Origin of the sequence: Sphingomonas sp. Leaf37 (assembly GCF_920939475.1) — a bacterium.
GTDB lineage: Bacteria > Pseudomonadota > Alphaproteobacteria > Sphingomonadales > Sphingomonadaceae > Sphingomonas.
On sequence record NZ_CAKLAX010000001.1, the window covers coordinates 1,013,980 to 1,032,165 of the forward strand.

Sequence of the window (18,186 nt, forward strand, 5' to 3'; positions counted from 1 at the left end):
GAACGAAGAGGGAATCCTACTTTAGCAGGACGTGATCTACGCCGCGCATCGCATCGGCTCTTGCTCCACCTCATCCAGATCGAGCGCATAGCCGATCGCCGCTGCCGGTTCGCGACGGCCGGCGGAGGTCTTGACCAGTGCCTGCCCGGTGCAATGAAACCCGAGCTTGCGCAGGACCGCGCCCGAAGCGGGATTGTCGACGAAGTGCCACGCCGACAATCGCCGGACCGGCAGCGCGTGACGTGCCATGTCGACGACCGCGTGCCCCGCTTCCGTAGCATAGCCGCGACCCCAAGCCGACGGGGTCAGCCAATAGCCGAACAGCATGTCGCCGCCGCCCTGATCGTCGATCGCGATGCCCCCGATCAGCACCGGACTACCATTCTCATGCGTCTCGATCAGAAAGCGCGGCTCGTGAGGTCCGCGCGGCAGGCTGCAAAACGCTTCGGCATCGGACGGTTCGTACGGGAATGGCACGCGCATCAGCATGCGCGCGACCGCCTCATGGCCGATCGCTCGCGCCAATGCGGTCGCATCCTCCGGCCAGGCGGGCCGTAGCGTCAATCTCTTGGTTCTGGCGAACATTCTCGCTCTCCTTGGCCGCGCCCGTGCCACGCGTCTGTGACGCGGCAGGGACAGTGGGTGAGGGGAGCAAGAAAAAAGGGAGCCGGGGCGGACCCGTCTCCCTTGTTGGCTGGTCCTTCGCTGCCGAAGGACCCGGGTCACCCTGGTGGGCAACCCGTCTGGTTACCCGATGTTATTCGGCGGCTTCCGCCATAATCTGCACCGAGCAGAATTTACGGCCCAGTTTGCCCTCGTGGAACGCCACGCGTCCATCGACGAGCGCGAACAGCGTGTGATCCTTGCCGATCCCCACGTTCGCACCCGGATAGAACTTCGTCCCGCGCTGACGCACGAGGATGTTGCCGGCGATCGCTTCCTGACCACCGAACTTCTTCACGCCGAGGCGACGACCGGCCGAATCGCGACCGTTGCGCGACGAACCGCCTGCTTTCTTATGTGCCATGCTGCTCTAACTCCTGTTCGCGCCTGAGGCTCAGCCGACCGAAACGATCTTGAGGATCGTGTGGTTCTGGCGATGACCGTTCTTGCGGCGATAATTGTGGCGGCGACGCTTCTTGAAGACGATGACCTTCTCGGCCTTCGCCTGGGCGACGATCTCTGCGGCGACGGTCAGTCCCTCGACGCTCTTCAGCTCCGAGCCTTCGCCCGCAAGCAGGACATCACCCAGCGTGATCGATGCGCCGGCTTCGCCGTCCAGCTTCTCGACGACGATTTTGTCTCCGGCGGCGACGCGATACTGCTTGCCGCCCGTGCGCACGACTGCGAACATGGCTCTAGTCACTTCCCAAAAAACTTGTACCCGCACAGGGCGACCCGGCGGGATGAGGGGCGGCAGCTAAGGAAAGCGGGACGCGATGTCAACTGCCGTTGCGCCATGCGGCGGCGGCAAATCGCTTGTTGCTGCGCTGCAACAGTAGGATGTCAAACGTGTGACAGCATGGCACCACCAGCTTGCCGTGCGCTTTCAAGGACATAAAGTGTCGCCGTAACGGGGCGGCAGGGGAGCTGTCCTTCATCAGGGGGTTCTATGAAGCGTGTAAACTTGCTCGGTGGCGCATCGGTGTCGATCTGGGCGATGATGGTTGCGGGCGCCGCCGCCGCGCAGACGGTGCAATCGTCGCCCAGCCAGGAAACGACTGCCGAAACGCAGGCCGCGCCGGAGGACGAGGCGGGCAACCAGATCGTCGTGATCGGCAGCCGCGTCGCCAATCGCACCGTGTCCGACAGCCCCGTTCCGATCGACGTCATCTCGTCGAGCGCGTTGCAGGCATCCGGCACGGGAGAGCTCAACAAGACGCTCAACCAGCTGGTGCCGTCGTTCAACTTCCCGCAGCCCTCGATCGCCGACGGCTCCGACGTCACCCGCCCCGCCACGCTGCGCGGTCTCAACCCCGATCAGACGCTGGTCCTGCTGAACGGCAAGCGCCGCCACGTCTCTGCCCTGCTCAACATCAATGGCACGGTGGGACGCGGCGCAGCTGCGGTCGACATGAACATGATCCCGGCGCTCGCGATCGAACGCATCGAAGTGCTGCGCGACGGTGCATCGTCGCAATATGGCTCCGACGCGATCGCCGGCGTCATCAACGTCCAGCTCAAGACCGCCGACTCGGGTGGCCGTGCGCAGGTCAGCTACGGCAAGTACGTGACGACGCTGGACGGCGTGTCGGACTTCGACGGCCTCGTCGGCGGTCAGCCGGCGCTCGACGCCACCGATTCGCGCTATCTGCAGGCGAACAGCTCGGGCGAGCGCAAGGCGCGCGACGGCGCCTACACCACGTTCGGCGTCAACGTCGGCCTGCCGATCGGCGATGGCGGCTTCTTCAACTTTACCGGCGAGTATCGCGACCGCAACTTCACCAACCGCCAGGGCTACGATCTGCGGCCGAATTACGTACGGCCGACCACCACGACGTTCGATCCGCGCGAAGCCACGTTCAACCGCCTCGACTTCCGCTACGGCGATGCCAAGACCGAGGATTTCAACTTCCTGATTAACACCGGCCTGCCGCTGGGCAGCGCCGAATTCTACGCCTTCGCCACCTACGGCCATCGCGACGGCCTGTCGGCGGCGAACTTCCGCCAGCAATCGGCGGCAACCAATCGCGACTTCTCCGTCCTCACGCCCGCCACGACGCCGACCAACGGCAATTTCGTCGGGCTGACGCCGGATGGCTACCTTCCCAAGATCCAGTCGAACATCGACGACATGTCGGCGACCAGCGGCATCCGCGCCGAGATCGCCGGGTTCAAGGGTGATTTCTCGCTGGGCTTCGGCCGCAACGAGCTGAACTACCGGACCGAGGACAGCGTCAACGTCTCGTTCGGCCCGCAGAGCCAGCGTTCGTTCGATGCCGGCGGTCTCGCCTTCTCGCAGATCCTCGCCAATGCCGATCTGTCGCGGCAGTTCGATGCCGGCCTCGCCGGACCGCTGTCGTTCGCATTCGGCGGCGAATATCGTCACGAAATCTATCAGATCCGCCCCGGCGATCCGCAGTCGTACCAGACCGGTCCGCTGTTCCAGGCGACGCGGACGACCACCGCCGGCAATTGTACGGCGCTCGGCGGGTCCTTCCCCACGGGAGCCGGGGCAACCGGCCTCTGCACCTTCCCCGGACGCGCAGCGGCCGCCGGTGCGCAGGGCTTCGGCGGACTGCCCGCGTCGGCGCGCACCAACGTCGACCGCGACAGCTTCGCGGGTTACGTGGAATTCGACGCCGATCTGTTTACCGGCCTGACCGCCACCGCCGCCGGCCGCTACGAACATTACAGCGATTTCGGCGACACGGTGAACGGCAAGCTCGCCCTCCGTTACGAGTTCGTCGAGGGGTTCGCGATCCGCGGCTCGGTGTCGAACGGCTTCCGGGCGCCGTCGCTGCACCAGCAGTTCTTCACCACCACCTCGACCAACTTCCTCGCAGGGGTGCCGGTCGACGTCTCGACGGTGCCGGTCAGCAGCCCGGTCGCCCGCGCGCTCGGATCGCAGCCGCTCGATCCCGAAAAGTCGTTCAACCTGTCGGGTGGCGTGACGCTCAACCCGTTCCGCGGATTCAACGTCACGGTCGATTACTTCCGCATCAAGATCAAGGATCGCATCGTGCTGTCCGAGAACCTCGGTGCGGCCGGCGTCGGCACGGCGGCCCAGAACACCGCGGTGCAGGCTGTGCTCGCCGGCAACGGCTTCAGCAACGTCGGTGCGGCGCGCTTCTTCATCAACGGCCTCGACACCACCACGCAGGGCGTCGACGCCGTGGCGACCTATCGTGCCGACCTCGGCGGCCTCGGCGCATGGAATTTCTCCGCGGCCTATAACTACACGCAGAACAAAATCGACGAACGGCTGAACAACCTCGGCTCGCTGGCGCAGATTCCCAGCCTCGTCCTGTTCGGCCGGGTCGAGGGCATTCGCTTCGAACGCGGCCAGCCGCGGACGAAGGTGGTGCTGGCGACCGATACCAAGATCGCCGGTGTCGGCCTGTCGGCGCGCACGACCCGCTACGGCTCGGTGATCTCGCCGGAAACGACCGCGCCGCTGGGTGCGAACGCCGCCAGCCTGACCGCACTTGGACCCGACGATCAGGTGCTGCGCCCGAAGTGGATTACCGACTTCTCGCTCAGCTACGAACTGCAGGGCGTGCAGCTGACACTGGGCGTCGACAATGCCTTCGACGTCTATCCCGATCGCCGGCCGTTTGGCCTGCGCCCGACGAGCGTCGGCGGCAGCTATCCGGCGACCTACCAGTTCCTGCCGTACAGCGGCTTCTCGCCGTTCGGCTTCAACGGTCGCTTCCTCTACGCCCGCGCCGCGATCAACTTCTGATCGGCGCATGAAAAAGGGGGCGTTGCGGTGTCTGCCGCAACGCCCCCTTTTCGTATCGGCCCTTTTCGTGTCGGGGCATCGCGATGGTTACGCGATCAGTGGCGGTGTTCGCGACGCAACGCATACCTGCCATCGACGAAATCGGTGAACAGGCCGGCGATCGCCGGATGGTCGATCGGCTCGTCGCTGTCGTCGACCACCAGATTTTGCTGGCTGACGTAGGCGACGTAGCTCGATTCCATATTCTCGGCGAGCAGGTGATAGAACGGCTGGTCCTTCTTCGGTCGTACCGCCTCCGGAATCGCCTCATACCATTCGTCGGTGTTGGCGAAGACGGGATCGACGTCGAAGATCACGCCGCGGAAATCGAACAGGCGGTGGCGCACGACATCGCCGATCGAGAAGCGTGCATGGGCGATGGCGGGCGCATCGATCTCGACGATCGCGGAGGAGCCGGCGATGGCATGCATATCGATAGGGTCGTGACGGGGCATGACCTCAATTTAAGCCACTTTCTGCGCCGCACAAGCGCAACGGTGCTTGCCACCCGAAAACGAACCCGTTAGAGGCGCGCCCTCGACCGACCGATCGGGCCTTTACCAGGCCCCGAAACGTCTTCTGCGGAGAGGTGGCAGAGTGGTCGATTGTACCGCACTCGAAATGCGGCGTGCCTTTGCGGGCACCGAGGGTTCGAATCCCTCCCTCTCCGCCATTATCCCCATCGTCTGATCTGAACCGTCCGGGGCCAGCCCGGTTGAAACCCGCCACGCGAAAAGGCCGCCCTTTCCTGTCTGGAAAGAACGGCCCTTCGACGATCCCTCAGCGGTGATCAGAAGCGGAAGCGGACGCCTCCGTAGACGCGGCGGCCGTAGGTTTCGAGCAAAGTCCGGCGATAGACGCTGTTCGCATTCTCCTTGCGGGTCGCGTCGGTCAGATTGACCCCCTCGAGGAACATCGACACCTTCTCGGTCAGGTTGATGCTCGCCGAGGCATCGAACTGGCCGAACGCCTCGCCGAATTCCGGATTGTTGCCGCGGCCGATCGCGGTGATCAGATAGTCCGATCGCCAATTGTACGATCCACGCACGCTGAACAGCTTGTTCTCGTGATACAGAGACACGTTGTAGCTGTGCCGCGACAGGCCGGGGAAGGGCAGCGAACCGCCGGTGAAGAAGTCCCGCCCTTCGTAGCCGCTGTCCTTCGAATAGGTGTAGTTGGCGATCACGCCCATGTTGCGCAGCACCGGCGTCGACAGGAAGTCGAACGCCACCTGCGCGCCTACCTCCGCTCCGTTGATCGTCACCTTTTGCGTGCCGTTGACGGGCAGGGTGATGGCATAGGTGACGCCATCGACGACCTCGGACTGCGTCCGGTTCTCGATGAACGATCCGATCTCCTTGCGGAAATAGGTCGCCGACAGATAGCTGGTGCGGTTGATGTAATATTCGAACCCCGCATCGTATTGCCGCGCCCGGAACGGTTGCAGATCCGGATTGCCGCGCGACCCCGTCAGCCCGACCACGTCGATCGAGAAGCGCGGCGCCAGCTGCTGCGGCGTGGGACGCGCGATCACCTCGGTGGCGGAGCCGCGGAACAGCAGCTTGTTGGGCACGATGTCGGCGCGGATGTTGAGCGAGGGCAGGAACTCGGTCTGGTCGCTCTCGAACTGCACCGGCAGGGTCGCACCCGTCTGGGTCCGGAAGCCGTTGGACACGGTCCGCGTGTTGACCACGCGGGCACCCACCGTCCCGCGGATCGGCACGCCCGGATCGAACTCGAACGATCCCTGCACATAGCCCGCCATATTGCGCTCGGCGACCTGCCAGGTGTTGAGCAGCGTCGGCGTACCGAACGGATCGGGCAGGCCGATCGTATCGACGAAGGCATAATTGGGCTGGCGCCAGCCGCTGATGCCGCCGCTATAGCCGAGGTCGCCGGTGTCGAAGAACGGCGTGCTGCCGATCGTCATCTGCGACGCCACCGACTGCACCTGCCCCAGCAAGGCCGGGTTGGTGAAGGCGTCGATCGTCGTCGTCGCATTGTATTCCGCGCTGTCGGCGGTCAGCTTGCGAACCTGCATGCCGGCCTTCAGCGACGACAGCCACGGTGCGGCGCGGGTATATTCCACGTCGACCTTGCTCGACCATTCGTCCTGCACGTTGATGACCGGACGATATTGCGCCGTGACGCTGTTGATCCCCGCCGTGGTCGTGACGTCGATCGGCAGCGTGATCCGCGGCGCGTTCTGGTCGTTCGCATAGTCGACGACGACCCGCGACAGCCCGATCGCGTCGGCGGTCGCGTTGATGTAGTTGTTGTCGATCTTCGCGCGGGTGTACGACAGCAGCGAATTGATCTTCCAGCCGTCGCGGTCGTAATCGCCGCCGATCGCACCGTTCCACGTCGTTCGGGTGATATCGCCCAGGATGTTGCGATACGCCACCTGCAACCGGTTGGCGCGCGCCGCTGCCGGATTGTCGACGAATTCGACGTGGCTGACGGTATCGTCCTCGCCGATCGTCGTGTTGGCGCGATCCAGGATCGATCCGCTGGTCGTGACCTGCAGATATTGCGAGTTCACGTCCTGCTTGCCGCGGGCGAAATTGCCCTGGACGTACGCGCGGATGCCGTCCTCGGGCCGCCATTCGGCGACGCCGTTGAGGGCGAAGCGCTTGGTATCGAGCCGGTTGATGACGTAGCGCGGGATGTCCGGGAAGAAATCGCCGTTACCGTTGCCATCCAGATCGAGCGGCTGGAGCCCCGCCAGCGCGGCATTGCCGTCGATCTGCCGCCAGCCGGTGGTGCGCGCCTCGTGGCTTTCGACGCGGCGGCGTTCGTAGGTGCCGGACAGCAGGATGCCGAACGTGTCGTCGGCGAACTTCTTGCTGCCGATCAGCGCCAGCTTGGGATCTACCTTGCCGGTCAGCTCGGTATAGATGCCCTGCACCGATCCGGCGAGGAAGCTGTTCTCCTTACTGTCGAATGGTCGGCGGGTGATGATGCGCACGGTGCCGCCCAGGCCGCCCTCGGTCATGTCCGGCGTGACGGACTTGACGACCTCCAGCCGGTTGACGAATTCGACCGGCAGGTCGCGGAAGTCGACGTCGCGCTGGCCCGCAGTGGTCGACAGCTGCGTGATGCCGTTCACCTCGACGCGGTTCAGGTTCGGATCGGCGCCGCGAATGGTGACTCCCGAACCTTCGCCGTTGGTGCGCGTCAGCTGGACGCCGGTGACGCGCTGCAATGCCTCGCCGATGTTCTTGTCCGGGAACTGGCCGATATCCTCTGCCGAGATCGCGTCGAGCACCTGCGCGGCGTCGCGCTTGGCGCTCAGCGCACCTTGCAGCGAGTTGCGGATGCCGGTGACGACGATGTCGCCGCCCTCCTGCGGATCGGCAGGTGCGACGGCGCTCTGATCGGCGCGCGGCGCCTCGGCGGGGCTGGGATTGGTGACCGGCGCGGCGGCCGGCGGCAGCACCGGCGACGGCGCGGCGGGCAACTGCCCGGGGGCCGGTTCGGTCTGCGTATTGGGCGTGCTCTGCGCCATCGCCGGCGTGGCGTTGATCGCCATCGCGAGCGCCAGAGCGGATGCGGTCGTTCGCGCCATCATGCGGGCGCCGTTGGTCGTCGTCATGATCTTCCTCTCCATAGAACGCACGCATCTGCATGAGCGCGAACGATATTTCGTCAGATCCCCTGTGCCGCCGCTTCTACATCAACGTTGCGGTCTGGCAAGAATAATCCCGCATACCGAATAATCGTCCCGATATTTGAATATCGATCATGCCACGGTGGGGCCCCATCGACTTATGGCGGTGCGACTTGATCCAGAGCGGTGACAGCGCACCGGGAGGGGGTTAGGACGCGGCGTGCAGTTCGCCCGTACCCTCATCGTGCGCCACGCCGGCCTGCTGATCGGCCTGTTGGCATGCACGCTGCTGCTCAAGATGGTGGTGCCGTTCGGCTATATGCCGGCGATGGTCGACGGGCGGATCGCGATCGTCGTCTGCCCGGGCGTCGCACCCGTCGCGGCGGCGGTGCCCGCGCATGACATGGCGATGCCCGGCATGCATCACGATCGTCCCGACGAACAGGGTCAGGGCAAGCCGGAGATGCCGTGCGCCTTCGCCGGCCTGAATGCCGCGACGCTCGCACCGATCGACATCGGGCTGCTGGTGGCGGCGATCGCGTTCGTCTTCCTCCGGGCGATCCGCACACCGGCGATACCGGCGCGGGACAGTCGTTCGCGCCTGCGCCCGCCGTTACGCGCGCCGCCGATCCTGACCTGATCTCGACACCGCGCCGGCAACGTCCGGCATGATCGACCGCGTATCGATGATGCGCGGCGCGCCCCTATCCACGGGCGAGACAGGGACCATCCATGCTCACATCGCTTCTCGTCACCGCATCCGCGGTGGCGCTCTCCTCCGCTGCCGTTCCACCGCAGCGTGTGGACACCGACGCCCGCCGCGCCGAACTGCTGCGCCAGCGCGCGGCGATCGACGCGCAACTCCAGGCGCTCGATGGCCCGCCACCATCGTCATCCGAAGGACAGGCGGCGAAGCCCGCGCCCGTCGCGGGCGGCGGCGACATCGTCGTCACCGCACGGGCATTGTCGCTGACCACCGAAGTCGCCGGACAGACCGTGACGACGATCGACGATGCGGCGTTCCGCAACACCCCCGCGACAACGATCGCCGATATCGTCAAGCTGTCACCCGGCGTCGCCGTCATCCAGGGCAACGGTCCGCGCGACGTCGGCGTCTCGATCCGCGGCTCGAACGCGCGCAACAGCTTCGGCGCGCGCAACATCCAGGTGTTCGAGGACGATTTTCCCGTTACCCAGCCCGATGGCCTTGCCCGCTTTGATCTGACCGATCCGCATGCGTACGGCGCCGTCGACGTCGTCCGCGGACCCTCCTCGGCGCGTTACGGCAATTACGCGCTGGGTGGTGCGATCAACTTCCGCACCCGCCGCGGCCGCGACATCGATGGGCTGGAGGTCGGCAGCGACTTCGGCGGCGACGGCTATGCGAATGTCTATGCGACGCTTGGCGACGCCGGGCCGCGTTACGAATACAGCCTGTTCGCCAGTCTCGCCGGCGCGGACGGGGCGACCGGGCACACCGGCTACCAGACCGGGACGATCAACGCCTTCGGCACCTTTTCGCTCGACGACGACGATCGCGTCGCGGTGAAGGTGATCTACAACGAAGGCGAATTCCGGCTGGCGACACGCCTGTCCTACGCACAGTATTTCGCCAATCCGTACCAGCAGGGATGCGATCGCGCCGCGGCCGCGGCGCCGGGCTGCGGCACGATCTCGGTCCTCGTAAACGGCGTCAACGGTGCGCGCGTCGCACAGACCGCGGCAGAGGGCGGGCTCGCGCGCAACGACCGCAGGACGATCGTCGGCACCCGCTACGAACACGATTTCGGTGCTGCGACGACGTGGCGCACGCAGGCGACCTTCGACAGCCGCGTCGTCAACCAGCCGACCAGCGCGACGCCGTTCAAGGGGACGCTCGACAGCTACAACATGACGTCGGACCTGACGCATCGCGGACCGCTGCTGGGCATGGACGCGACCGGCTTCGTCCAGCTCTTCTACAACTATCTCGACAACCAGTCGTTCAGCTTCAACAAGACGCCGGCCGGTCGCAACGGCTTCGGTGCGCCGACGCAGACGGTGTTCGGCGACATCCGCAATATGGGCGTCCGTGCACGCGAGGAGCTGCAACTGACGCGCGATGTCCGCTTCGTCGCGGGGATCGGCGCGGAACGATCGATCATCGACGTACGACAGACGGGGTACGCATATCCGATCGGCCTGACCCCGACGCTGACCGTCATCCCCGCGGAGCGCCGCTTCTGGAACGTCGCGCCGGAGGCTGCGCTGTTCTGGCAGGCCCTGCCGCAGGTCCGGCTGCACGCACGCGTCGGCACCGGCTATGGCATCCCGCAGGCGGGACAGTTGTTCGTCACCCCCGATGGCACGATTGGCAACAACGTCGCGCTGAAGGCGCAGCGCAATACCGGCATCGACATCGGTGCCACCCTGACGCTGGGCGACGATCTGACGGTGGAGGTCACGGGCTATCACGAATGGTTCCGCAACGAACTGGTCAGCCAGTCGGGCGGGGTCAACCTGCTGGCCTATACGTCGAACGTGCCACGGTCCGTGCATCGCGGGGTGGAGGTGGGGCTGGACTGGCGACCGCTGCGGCGCTGGTTGCCGGGTGCGAAGCTACAGGCGAGCTACAGCTACAACGACCATCACTACACCGATTTTCAGGAGCGGCTGACCGCCGGCAGCGTGTCGCGCCTGTTCGATCGCGACGGCAACGCCATCCCCGGCGTCATCCCGACCTTCGTCAACGCTCGCGTCGCCTATGATCAGCCGGACGGCCTGCTGCGCGGCCTCGGCGGCTTCGTCGAGGTGACGTATCGTGACGGCTATGCGCTGGACAATGCCAACCTGCTGTCGGTGCCTGCCTATACGCTGGCGAACCTGAACCTGCATTACGATCCGCCCCGGGACGGCGATGGTCCCTGGTCGCGGATCAGCCTGTTCGCCTCCGTCCAGAACCTGTTCGACAGGACGTATGTCGGCTCCGCATCGATCGTCGCGAACAGCTTCGTCGCCGCGACCGGGATCCAGAATGGTGCGGCGGTGCTGCGCAACACGACCGGCACGATCTACGCGGGGCAGCCGCGGACGGTCTATGCCGGCATCAAGACGAGGTTCTGACCGATGGCGACGATCTCCCGCCGCTGGCCCGGCTATGGCACCGTCTGGCGGTGGCATTTCTATGCGGGTCTGTTCTGCATCCCGTTCGTCCTGTGGCTCGCGCTGACCGGCTCGATCTATCTGTTCCGGCCGCAGGTGGAGGCGCTGATCGATCGGCCTTACGCGCATGTCGCCGTCGCTGGTCCGCGTACCAGCGCGGCGGCACAGGTGGCCGCTGCCGTCCGCGCCGTGCCGGGGTCGGTGCTGCACCGCTATCAAGTGCCGGTCACGCAGGATCAGGCGGTGCAGGTGATCGTCGGCCGGGACAGGACCGAAACCCGCGTCTACGTCCACCCGCAGACGCTGGCGGTGCTGAAGACGGTCGACGAGGACAGTCGCCTGATGCGCGTCGTCTTCCGCCTGCACGGCGAGTTGCTCGCCGGTGATGCGGGATCGTACCTCGTCGAACTCGCCGCATCCTGGACGATCGTGATGCTGCTCACCGGACTGTTCCTGTGGTGGCCGCGCGCATCCGGGCTCGCCGGCGTCGTCTATCCCCGCCTCCGGGCGGGCGGTCGTCGGTTCTGGCGCGACCTGCACGGCGTCACCGGGTTCTGGGTATCGGCCATGGCGCTGTTCCTGCTCGTGTCCGGCCTGCCGTGGGCGAAGAGCTGGGGCGGATATCTGAAGACGATCCGCACCGCCGTCGAAGGTGTGCCGGTGAAGCAGGATTGGTCGACCGGGCATTCCGGCGAACTGCGCGCCCGCGCCGGTCGCGATGCGGGGACGCGCGCGATGATGGGGGATCATGCCGAACACGGCGGCATGACGATGCGGCATCCGGCAACGTCGTACGAGCCGATCGACCGGATCGCGGCGACGATCCGGCCGCTGTCGCTGGCGGCGCCCGTGTTGATCGCCCCGCCTGCCGGGATGGGGGCGCCGTGGACGGCGAAATCGGATGCGGCCGATCGTCCGCGCCGGACCGACCTGACGCTCGACGCAGGATCGGGCCGCATCCTGTCGCGCAAGGACTTCGCCCAGCGTCGCCTGATCGATCGTCTGGTCGGCTGGGGGGTGGCGATTCACGAGGGGCAGGCGTTCGGCTGGGCCAACCAGCTGCTCAACCTCGTCACGGCATCGGGATTGATGCTGCTCTGCATCAGCAGCGTGGTGCTGTGGTGGCGGCGCAAGCCCGGCGGCGAACTGGGCGCGCCCGGCCCGGTGCGGGGGCGCGCACTGGCGTTCGGATTCATGCCGATCGTGATCGTCATGGCGGTGTCGCTGCCGTTGTTCGGGGCCAGCCTGCTCGTCGTGCTGATCGTCGAGTCGACCGTCCTGCGCCGCTTGCCGGGGGCGAGCCGTTGGCTGGGCCTGTTGCCACGAACCGCCTAGCCAAGGGCGGCACGGTCTTGCCCGCCGTGTCGCTTGCGTCCATGCCTGCGGCGTCTTCCTTCCGGATATGTCGCACCGCTTATGGACTCACCCGCCGCCGCACGCCGTCCGTCCCGTCGATCGGGATCGGCACCGACGATCAGCGACGTGGCACGGGCGGCGGGCGTGTCGCCGATGACCGTGTCGCGCGTCATCAACGGCGAAACCAATGTCCGTCCCGCGACGCGCGCGGCGGTCAACGCCGCCATATCGGCGCTGCACTACGCGCCCAATCCCGCGGCGCGCAGTCTCGCCGGTGCCGGCCCGGCGCGTATCGGCCTGCTCTACAGCAACCCCAGCGCAGGGTATCTCAGCGAGTTCCTCGTCGGCAGCCTCGATCAGGCGAGTCGCAGCGACGTGCAGATCGTCGTCGAGAAATGCGAACTGGGCGAACATGAGGTCGAGGTCGCCCGGCATCTGATCGATGGCGGCATTGACGGCATCATCCTGCCCCCGCCGCTGTGCGAGGCGCCCGCCGTGCTCGCGCTGCTGGCCGACGCGGGCATTCCCACCGTGTCGGTCGCGACCAGCCTGCCGCGCGAAGGCATGCTCGCGATCCGGATCGACGATGCACAGGCGGCGACGACGATGACCCGCCACATCATGGATCTGGGACATCGCCGCATCGGCTTCATCACCGGCAACCCCAATCTGTCCGCCAGCGGCCAGCGCCTAGAGGGGTATCGCGACGCCCTGACCTCCGCCGGCATCGAACCCGATCCCGCGCTGATCGCCGAAGGGCTGTTCACCTACCGATCGGGTCTCGATGCCGCCGAGCAATTGCTCGACCTGCCGATCCCCCCGACCGCGATCTTCGCCTCGAACGACGACATGGCGGCGGCGGCGGTCGCGGTGGCCCATCGCCGCGGGCTGGACGTGCCCGGCGACCTGACCGTCTGCGGCTTCGACGACACCACCCTGTCGACCGCGATCTGGCCCGAGCTGACCACGATCCACCAGCCGATCGCCGACATGGCGCGGGCCGCGGTGGAGTTGCTCGTCGGCACCATCCGCCGCCATAAGGGAGGCGAGGGGATCGAACCGCAGCCGGTGCTCGACTTCACCCTGATCCGCCGTCAGTCCGACGCGGCACCACGGCATCGTCCACGCGGAACTTGACGCCGCGCCCCCAGCCGGTAGCGTTACCATTCCGGCGCAGACCGGTTGAGGAGAGACGATGACCGACAGCATGCGCACGGCAAGACCGATCGGACCGGACAGCGCCACGAACCACGGCTTCATCGCCGCGATCGTCGCGGTGGCGACGATCGGCGGCTTCATGTTCGGCTATGATTCGGGCGTCATCAACGGCACGCAAAAGGGGCTGGAGGCGGCGTTCGACCTCGGTCGTCTCGGCATCGGCGTCAACGTCGGCGCGATCCTCGTCGGCTCCGCGATCGGCGCGTTCGGCGCGGGCCGGCTCGCCGATGCGATCGGACGGCGCAACGTGATGATGCTGGCCGCCCTGCTGTTCCTGGTCAGCGCCATCCTCGCGGGCGCCGCCAACGGCTCCGGGCTCTTCATCGTCGCGCGCATCATCGGCGGCTTCGGCGTCGGCGCGGCAAGCGTCATCTCGCCCGTCTACATTTCCGAAGTCACTCCCGCCTCGATCCGCGGCCGCCTGTCCAGCGTGCAGCAGGTGATGATCATCACCGGCCTGACGGGCGCATTCGTCGCCAATTTCGCGCTCGCCCGGTACGCAGGCGGCTCGACGGCGGCGTTCTGGCTCGGCTTCCCGGCGTGGCGCTGGATGTTCTGGCTGCAGGCGATCCCGGCCGCGATCTATCTCGTCGCCCTGCTCGTCATTCCGGAAAGCCCGCGGTATCTGATGGCGAAGGGGCGCGAGGCCGAGGCGCATGCCGTCCTCACCCGCTTGTTCGGCAGTGTCGAGGCGGATCGCAAGGTCGTCGAGATCCGCAACTCGCTCGCCGCGGACCATCACAAGCCGAAACTATCCGATCTGGTCGACAAGACCACCGGCCGGATCCGGCCGATCCTGTGGGCCGGCATCGGGCTGGCGGTCTTCCAGCAATTCGTCGGCATCAACGTCGTCTTCTATTACGGCGCGGTGCTGTGGGAGGCGGTGGGCTTCACCGAAGACAACGCGCTGCAGATCAACATCCTTTCCGGCGTGCTGTCGATCGCGGCGTGCCTGTTCACGATCGGCACGGTCGACCGGATCGGGCGCAAACCGCTGTTGCTGGTCGGTTCCGCCGGCATGGCGGTGACGCTGGCGGTGGTCGCTTACGCCTTTTCCACCGCGGTCACCGATGCCGCGGGTGCGGTATCGCTGCCCGGCAACAACGGCATCATCGCGCTGGTCGCGGCAAACCTGTACGTCATCTTCTTCAATCTCAGCTGGGGACCGGTGATGTGGGTCATGCTGGGCGAAATGTTCCCGAACCAGATCCGCGGATCGGGGTTGGCGGTATCGGGGTTCGCGCAGTGGATCGCCAATGCCGCGATCTCGGTCAGCTTCCCGGCACTGGCCGTGTCGCCGGGCCTCGCGGTCACCTATTTCGGCTATGCCTTCTTCGCCGCCGTCTCGTTCTTCTTCGTGAAGGCGATGGTCAACGAAACGCGGGGCCGCGAACTGGAAGACATGGCGGGCTGATACGGACGAGGCACCGGCAGCGCAGCCGGTGCCTCGTCGCGATCGTGGATCAGCGCCAGCCCGCGTCCATCCAGTAATTGTGGCCGGTGCACATCCGCGCATCGTCTGCCGCAAGGAACAGTACCAGCGCCGCGACATCGGCGGGCATGATGCGCCCGTCGAGGCATTGCGCCGCGACGATCTCCGCCTCGCCCTCCGGCGTGTACCATTTCTCCTGCCGCGGCGTCTTGACGTTGCCGGGCACGACGGCGTTGACGCGGATGTTATCGCGCCCCAGATCGCGCGCCAGACTGCGCGTCATACCCTCGATCGCCGCCTTTGCGGTCTGGTAGAGGATCAGATCCTCCAGCCCCAGATGCCAGCTGATCGACCCGAAATTGACGATCGATCCGCCGCCTGCCGCCTTCATGGCCGGGATCACTGCCTGCGCCGCGAAGAACTGATGGCGCAGGTTGACGTTCATCCGCTCGTCCCAATAGGCCGGCGTTACGTCGGCGATGGTATGACGGTCGTCGTTGGCGGCGTTGTTGACCAGCACGTCGATCCCGCCGAGCGTCGCCTGCAACTCGGCGAACGCGGTTCGCAGCGCATCGATGTCGGTCAGGTCCAGCCGCCGGAACACCGGCACATGATCGGCATCGGCCAGCCGCTCGACCAGCGCACGGCTGTCCGCCTCGGCCACATCGACGAAGGCGACCCTGGCACCCTGCCGCGCGAAAGCCTCGACCAGCCCGGCGCCGATGCCGGAGCCACCGCCGGTCACGATCACACGCTTGTCGCGCAACGATGGAAATACCGCACGCCAGTCGGCGGTCGTATCGTTCACGTCAGTCTCCCTCTGGATCATCATGCCGACAGCAGCCCACGCCCGGCGAGATTGCGGCTCAGTGCGGTGAGGCCGAATTCCCATGCCGGCGCCGCGTGCGACGTCACCACCGTATTGATCAGTCGCCCCAGCATCGGCGTGGCGATCGCAACCGTATCGCCGACCTTGTGCGTAAAGCCCTGGTCCGGCACGTCGCGGTCCTGCGTCGGCGCGAACAGCGTACCGAGGAACAGCACGAACCCGTCCGGATATTGATGTTCGCTCATCGCCTGACGAACCAGTTCCTCGGGATCGCGGCTGATCTGGTCCATCGCGCTCGCGCCGTCGAGCGTATAGCCGTCCGTCCCCTCGATCCGCAGCGTGATCTCCGCCCGCCGGACATCGTCCATCGTGAACCGATCGTCGAACAGCCGGACGAACGCGCCGAGCGAACAGGACGCATTATTGTCCTTGGCCTTGCCGAGCAGCAACGCCGAGCGTCCCTCGAAATCGCGTAGATTGACGTCGTTGCCCAACGTCGCGCCGACTGCACGACCGTCAGGCCCCACCAGCAGCACGACTTCGGGTTCGGGGTTGTTCCAGGTCGAATCGGACCGGATGCCGACATCGGCACCCCAGCCCACCGTCGCCAGCACCGGCGCCTTGGTGAAGATTTCGGCATCCGGGCCGATCGCCACTTCGAGATATTGCGACCACAGGCCTTCGTCGATCAGCGCCTGCTTCAGCGCCGCCGCTTCGGGCGATCCCGGCACGACGGCGCGCATACTGCCGCCGATCCGCCCTTCCAGCCGCTCGCGAACCGCGGCCGCGGCACCGGCATCGCCGCGTGCACGTTCTTCGATTACGCGCTCCATCGCCGATACGGCAAAGGTCACGCCCGCCGCCTTGACGCATTGCAGGTCGATCGGGCTGAGCAGGCGGGGGTGGCCATCGACACCGAGCCCGATCGCGTCGAGCGGCCCGATCGCTTCGCCATTCGCCGGATCGAACGTGCCGAGCGTCACCAGCTCCGCTACCGTCGGCGCGACGCGCGCCATGTCATGGGCGATGCCGTCCACCACCAGGACGGGGCAGGGGCCGTCGCCGCGATCGATACGGCCGAGCCAGCGGCCCGTCTGCCAGTCGGGGCCAAGGGCGTCTGCCGGGTCGAATATCATCGGCATGAATAGGGTCTCCGCTTTATGAACAGGCTTTGGGATCGGGGCCGGCAAGGGCCGGCGTGGCTAGCGTCGGTGTCGGGCCGGGTTTCGTCAGGTCCATAGCCGCGGCATAGAAGGGATCGGACTGCGCCTGCGCCAGTGTGACGAAGCCGAATCCCATCGATCGGTACAATGCGATCAGTCTCGGCAGCATGCGCGCATCGAATGCACCGGCGTGCATCAGCAGCACATAGGGTATGTCGCGCCCCGCCTGCGCCATGGCTCCGGCCCGCGACGCGATCGCCGCGCGGCGCGCGTCGGCAAGGAAACTGTCCTCCAGACGCGCGATCGCGGCGGCATCGCCTTTGCCGGCGCACGCTGCATAGACCGGGTTCCACAGATAGTCGCCGAAAGCCATCGTCACCGCTGCGATCCTGTAACCGCGAGCGTGCAGCATCCCGCGGATCGTATCGCGCGACGCGGGGTCGCCGCCTTCCGCCAGGAACGGGTAACGAAACCAGTGATAGTCGCCTTTGGGACGGGCGGCGATGAGCGACGTCTCGTTACGGATCACGTCCGCCGCGAAGGCGGTGGCGCCGGCCTCCTGCAGGCCGAGGTGCCTGAAGCCGTGATTGCCCAACGGCAGGCCGGCACGCGTCCAGACCATCGTCGTACGGGGCGAACCGGGATCGTCGGCGCCGACGCCACCGTTGAAAAATCCGGATGCCGGAACGCGTGCCGCAGCAAGCGTGTCGGTGATGCTCTGCATGACGTTCACGCGCGACATGCCCGGGGGAAGGGGGCCGTGTACGGGTATATCGTCGAACGTAAAGGCTATGACCGGTTTTCCCGTAGCGACGTTGCCGGTCGCGACTGCCCGCGGGCCGGCACATGCCGTCACGCCAAGGATCGCGGCTACGGCGATCCCCGCATGGATCGCCATACTCCGCCGGCTGGCCGACATGCCCTTCCATCCTCCCGACATCATCTTGTTAGCGATACCATCGCCGAGGGGCCGGGATGTGTCAACGAGGGGCG

At 66.3% G+C, this 18,186-nt stretch carries 14 protein-coding genes and 1 tRNA gene; 7 read left to right on the top strand and 8 right to left on the bottom strand.

What is annotated here, in order from left to right:
- Positions 1-36 precede the first annotated feature (36 nt).
- The 3 genes from LRA87_RS04805 to rplU all read right to left on the bottom strand — a co-directional run bounded on the left by LRA87_RS04805 (position 37) and on the right by rplU (position 1,354).
- Positions 37-585: a GNAT family N-acetyltransferase gene (locus LRA87_RS04805; RefSeq protein ID WP_230629609.1), complete on the bottom strand. Its 549-nt coding sequence runs from the start codon at positions 583-585 to the stop codon at positions 37-39.
- Positions 586-757: 172 nt separating this feature from the next.
- Positions 758-1,027 (bottom strand): 50S ribosomal protein L27, encoded by a 270-nt coding sequence (gene rpmA, locus LRA87_RS04810; protein ID WP_037534549.1) that lies wholly within the window; start codon positions 1,025-1,027, stop codon positions 758-760.
- 30 nt (positions 1,028-1,057) lie between these two features.
- Positions 1,058-1,354: a 50S ribosomal protein L21 gene (rplU, locus tag LRA87_RS04815; RefSeq protein WP_230629610.1), complete on the bottom strand. Its 297-nt coding sequence runs from the start codon at positions 1,352-1,354 to the stop codon at positions 1,058-1,060.
- Positions 1,355-1,612: 258 nt separating this feature from the next.
- Between rplU and LRA87_RS04820 the strand changes: the two genes are divergently transcribed.
- Positions 1,613-4,405, top strand: coding sequence for a TonB-dependent receptor plug domain-containing protein (locus tag LRA87_RS04820; protein WP_230629611.1), 2,793 nt, complete (start codon positions 1,613-1,615; stop codon positions 4,403-4,405).
- 95 nt (positions 4,406-4,500) lie between these two features.
- Here the strand turns inward: LRA87_RS04820 and hspQ are convergent, their stop codons facing one another.
- Positions 4,501-4,875: a heat shock protein HspQ gene (gene hspQ, locus LRA87_RS04825; RefSeq protein ID WP_230629612.1), complete on the bottom strand. Its 375-nt coding sequence runs from the start codon at positions 4,873-4,875 to the stop codon at positions 4,501-4,503.
- 152 nt (positions 4,876-5,027) lie between these two features.
- On the opposite strand from hspQ, the gene LRA87_RS04830 reads away from it, so the two are divergent.
- Positions 5,028-5,117: transfer RNA gene (locus LRA87_RS04830), tRNA-Ser, on the top strand.
- A 117-nt stretch (positions 5,118-5,234) separates the two neighbouring features.
- Here the strand turns inward: LRA87_RS04830 and LRA87_RS04835 are convergent.
- Positions 5,235-8,039, bottom strand: a complete 2,805-nt coding sequence (locus LRA87_RS04835) for a TonB-dependent receptor (RefSeq protein ID WP_230629613.1) — start codon at positions 8,037-8,039, stop codon at positions 5,235-5,237.
- Positions 8,040-8,274: 235 nt separating this feature from the next.
- Between LRA87_RS04835 and LRA87_RS04840 the strand changes: the two genes are divergently transcribed.
- The 5 genes from LRA87_RS04840 to LRA87_RS04860 all read left to right on the top strand — a co-directional run bounded on the left by LRA87_RS04840 (position 8,275) and on the right by LRA87_RS04860 (position 15,183).
- The gene (locus tag LRA87_RS04840; protein ID WP_230629614.1) at positions 8,275-8,694 is read left to right on the top strand and encodes a hypothetical protein; all 420 of its coding nucleotides are present in this window, start codon (positions 8,275-8,277) and stop codon (positions 8,692-8,694) included.
- A 92-nt stretch (positions 8,695-8,786) separates the two neighbouring features.
- Complete coding sequence (locus LRA87_RS04845; RefSeq protein WP_230629615.1) at positions 8,787-11,156, top strand: TonB-dependent receptor family protein; 2,370 nt, start codon at positions 8,787-8,789, stop codon at positions 11,154-11,156.
- 3 nt (positions 11,157-11,159) lie between these two features.
- Complete coding sequence (locus LRA87_RS04850) at positions 11,160-12,530, top strand: PepSY-associated TM helix domain-containing protein (RefSeq protein ID WP_230629616.1); 1,371 nt, start codon at positions 11,160-11,162, stop codon at positions 12,528-12,530.
- An 81-nt stretch (positions 12,531-12,611) separates the two neighbouring features.
- On the top strand, positions 12,612-13,688 hold the full coding sequence (locus tag LRA87_RS04855; RefSeq protein WP_230629617.1) for a LacI family DNA-binding transcriptional regulator: 1,077 nt from the start codon (positions 12,612-12,614) through the stop codon (positions 13,686-13,688).
- A 58-nt stretch (positions 13,689-13,746) separates the two neighbouring features.
- Positions 13,747-15,183, top strand: a complete 1,437-nt coding sequence (locus tag LRA87_RS04860) for a sugar porter family MFS transporter (RefSeq protein ID WP_230629618.1) — start codon at positions 13,747-13,749, stop codon at positions 15,181-15,183.
- 49 nt (positions 15,184-15,232) lie between these two features.
- On the opposite strand, the gene LRA87_RS04865 is transcribed toward LRA87_RS04860, so the two are convergent.
- Genes LRA87_RS04865 through LRA87_RS04875 form a run of 3 tightly spaced genes read right to left on the bottom strand, consistent with a single transcriptional unit; the run spans position 15,233 to position 18,112 of the window.
- Positions 15,233-16,009 (bottom strand): SDR family NAD(P)-dependent oxidoreductase, encoded by a 777-nt coding sequence (locus LRA87_RS04865; RefSeq protein ID WP_443024828.1) that lies wholly within the window; start codon positions 16,007-16,009, stop codon positions 15,233-15,235.
- 20 nt (positions 16,010-16,029) lie between these two features.
- Positions 16,030-17,172 carry a fumarylacetoacetate hydrolase family protein gene (locus tag LRA87_RS04870; protein ID WP_230629619.1) on the bottom strand — a complete coding sequence of 381 codons (1,143 nt, stop codon included), beginning with the start codon at positions 17,170-17,172 and terminating at the stop codon, positions 16,030-16,032.
- 16 nt (positions 17,173-17,188) lie between these two features.
- Positions 17,189-18,112, bottom strand: coding sequence for a polysaccharide deacetylase family protein (locus tag LRA87_RS04875; protein WP_230629620.1), 924 nt, complete (start codon positions 18,110-18,112; stop codon positions 17,189-17,191).
- Between the last annotated feature and the right edge of the window lie 74 nt (positions 18,113-18,186).